Genomic DNA, 3,162 nt, shown 5'->3' with positions numbered 1-3,162 from the left:
AATACCATAAAGTTCCTGAGTCAGGCTGTGTCCTTAGCAGTCAGGCAGCGTTCTCACGAATTGTCTCTGATTCCGCTTTTGAAGTGAGTGGGGTGACTTTGTCAATCTCTACACCTGAATGCTTACGCAAAGAGATGAAAGCTCAAAAATGGATAACCCCAAGTTTTCGCCTTTGCTGAATCAATGGGAATTAGACGACTGAGTTAACTCGTAAGGCACTCGATGATTAGTGTAAAACTCATCCCGTTGGCTGAATCAGTTGTTAGTAACTAAAGACAGAGAATGACCCAAGTCTATACCAAAGATTTTGAAATCCAATGCCCTCCCCCACAGCGCACCTGGAGAGAAATTTCCCAAAAAATTGCTGCGCTTCCCTTACCAGGTGTCCCCATTCGCTTGATTTTAACCAAGGTTGAAGGAGATACGCTTACCTTTGAATCCAGCTTTATCGATACAGACAGAGAGCCGGTTTGGTCATCGTTACTAGACATTAATATTCGTCAACGGGTTTCTAACCAACCGTTTGTCGCAGTTAGTATTATTCCCACAGGAGTCAGAGCAGAAATTGGTGGTTTTGCCGGAGATGCTACTCCTAGTACCAATCTGTTAGCCTCCGCTTGTGACTATCTGGTCACTAATCCCAATGCCGTTACTGCGTCGGATATCTATTTCGGTCAGGATAATGTTCTTTATCTGGAAGGGAATCTGATTTGTCAGTTACTACTAGGCAATATTGGGGTTATTCCAGAAAAGCGCAAAAACATTGCAGCGATTATTGAAAAGCCCAAAGATGATCGATTTTTAAACAATGTTATTAATGCGCTCAATGGCTTGCGCGCTGTAGGGGGAATTAATATCGACCCTGTAGTGGTAACGGGTGGCCCAGTGGAAACCGCCTGTACCTATTCCCAGTATGGTAATGCTTCCGGGGAATTTAAAGGTATGGACGAATTGATGAAGGCTCTAGATGTGGTGGAAAATTCTTCCGCTAGGGCGGTGGCTTTAATGACTACTTTGGAAGTAGACGATAAAATCCGTCAAGCTTACTACCGAGGGGAATCTATCCCCAATCCTTGGGGCGGTGCGGAAGCAATTATGACCCACATGCTCACTAATTTTTATCCCTTTACTGCTGCCCATGCTCCCTTATTATTGGAGTGGGAACATACGGGATTTGGTAAATTAGTAGACCCTAGGGATGGAGCAGAATTAATTTCCAGTGCCTATGTTTGTTCGCCCCTCAATGGTTTAATCAATTCTCCCCGTCCGGTAAGGTTTGATACTCCCGTAGCAGCAGGGGAAACCAGGATATCCGTAGAGAATGTTTCGGCGGTGGTAATGCCAGAAACAACAGTGGGAAATATTCCGTTCTTAGCCTCTTTAGACCAAGGTGTGCCGGTAATCTTAGTTAAAGATAATACCACTAAATACGATATTACTCCTGAAAGATTGCAAATTGAAACTCAGGGCAACCCGATCTATCGTGTCAATAGCTACATGGAAGCGGCGGGATTACTGTTAGCCTTACGTAATGGTATTGCAGTTGAAAGTACAATTCGCCCGATGCCGCAACTTCAGCCGATTTTTCTGTAACTAAATATAAAACTTAGTCCATTCGTCAAATCAAAAGTTTAAAAAACATGATTTACAAACCGCACTTTTTGTATCGTCTCAAGCTGATATTTGTTTTTATGCTGGTCAAACTGAAATTTATTCAGCCCTTGTTACCGAAAAATTTCAGGGAAGAATTACCAACAGGGTGGAATAATCACATGTTTTGGGTGGCATTTAAGTCAGGTGGACAAAAGTTATTTTTTGATTATTACTGCAAGATGCGAGAACCAGCATCTTATGAGTCAAAAACGGTTGTTGATGCTAAATATCAATTAACAGAAGAAGATATTCGTGCTTTCCATGAAAGCGGTTATCTAGGTCCTTTTGATTTGGGCTACTCAGAGGAGGAGATGCAACGGATAAAAGAGCATTTAGTGGACTTAGCTATTAACCAGGAATCAAAGATATTTTCATATGCTAGAGGGGATTATGAGCTAGAAACACAGAAGCCAGAAAATGGCAATGTTGGCGAGCGCGAATCATTGAGTAAAGTAGAGCAATTTTTTGTCAATAGAATCAATGTATTTGAACGCCATTTAGAAGATTCAATTCTTCTAAACCTATTCAAAAATCCAGCCATTACAGAACGCTGTGCTCAAATCCTCGGACCAGATCTTCTCATTTGGCATTCTCACTTTTTTTGGACTCCCCCTTTGAGTAGTGGTTCGCAATGGCATCAAACCAGTACCTGGCTAAGTATGGATATGAAAGAGTCATTGCTACAACCGCCTAATGTGGAAGATATTTTCCAGGTCACTTGTTGGATAGCACTTACTGATGCACCGAAAGAAAAATCCTGTCTGAAAATGGTTTGTGGTTCTCGAGAGGAAATTTATCCAGTTAAACACATAAGCCAGTCGAGTAAGGACAGCACAATATATGGTAAGTACGACTCGGAGCTTGATTATCCAATAGATCCAAAAAAGGTCAAATTGCTGGAAGCAAAAGCTGGACAGTGCATAATATTTTGCGAGCGCACGGTTCACGGTTCAACGGATAATGTAACGGACGACACTCGATGGGCTGTAGTTGGTCGCATAGTAAGACCAGATACGCGAGTTTACACTCAAAAAATGCTTGAGGATGGCTATGACATAAAAATTTATGGTGCTAAGAAAGTCAAGTTGGACAAGTGGCAAGTTTTGCTACTCAGGGGTGAAGATCGTTTTGGCTACAACAGAGTTCTTAAATAAACCATGACTCAACCTTCTTCTGCTTATAAGCTCATCGCATCTCATAATCAGGATGTGCAGGTGAGTCTTTATACTCCTGCCCACCAAGGAGTTGCTCAAAATAGCGTACGCCTCAGTCAAGAAATCTATCAATATGATGCACCATTTCTTACTCGCCCTCGCACTGAGAGCATAGAAAAACATTTCTCTGAAATGTATGGCACTAAACATACCTTTTGGCTAACTGGAGGAGGGACTCAAGGGGTTTTAACGGCTTGTGCTTTATTGGGTACTCAGTACAAACGAGTGGCGATCGCTCTTAACAGTCATATTGCTACAATTAATGGTATCATCTTAGCAGGATTAGAGCCTTATT

At 42.0% G+C, this 3,162-nt stretch carries 2 protein-coding genes and 1 pseudogene; all 3 read left to right on the top strand.

Going from position 1 to position 3,162, the window contains the following annotated elements; all coding sequences use genetic code 11:
* Positions 1-282 precede the first annotated feature (282 nt).
* Positions 283-1,593 (top strand): DUF3326 domain-containing protein, encoded by a 1,311-nt coding sequence (locus F6K49_RS38455; protein WP_293105643.1) that lies wholly within the window; start codon positions 283-285, stop codon positions 1,591-1,593.
* A 47-nt stretch (positions 1,594-1,640) separates the two neighbouring features.
* On the top strand, positions 1,641-2,807 hold the full coding sequence (locus F6K49_RS38450) for a phytanoyl-CoA dioxygenase family protein (RefSeq protein ID WP_293105640.1): 1,167 nt from the start codon (positions 1,641-1,643) through the stop codon (positions 2,805-2,807).
* Between the two features lie 3 nt (positions 2,808-2,810).
* Positions 2,811-3,162, top strand: a pseudogene (locus tag F6K49_RS38445) (decarboxylase); the annotation flags it as partial.

It is taken from the genome of Moorena sp. SIO3I6, assembly GCF_010672095.1.
The sequence above is the reverse complement of the archived record's forward strand: the minus strand, read 5'-3'. Positions and strand labels throughout refer to the sequence as shown.

Coding starts and splice junctions, on each gene's coding strand:
- F6K49_RS38450 (WP_293105640.1), top strand. CDS start 1,641: ATGATTTACAAACCGCACTTTTTGTATCGTCTCAAGCTGATATTTGTT.
- F6K49_RS38455 (WP_293105643.1), top strand. CDS start 283: ATGACCCAAGTCTATACCAAAGATTTTGAAATCCAATGCCCTCCCCCA.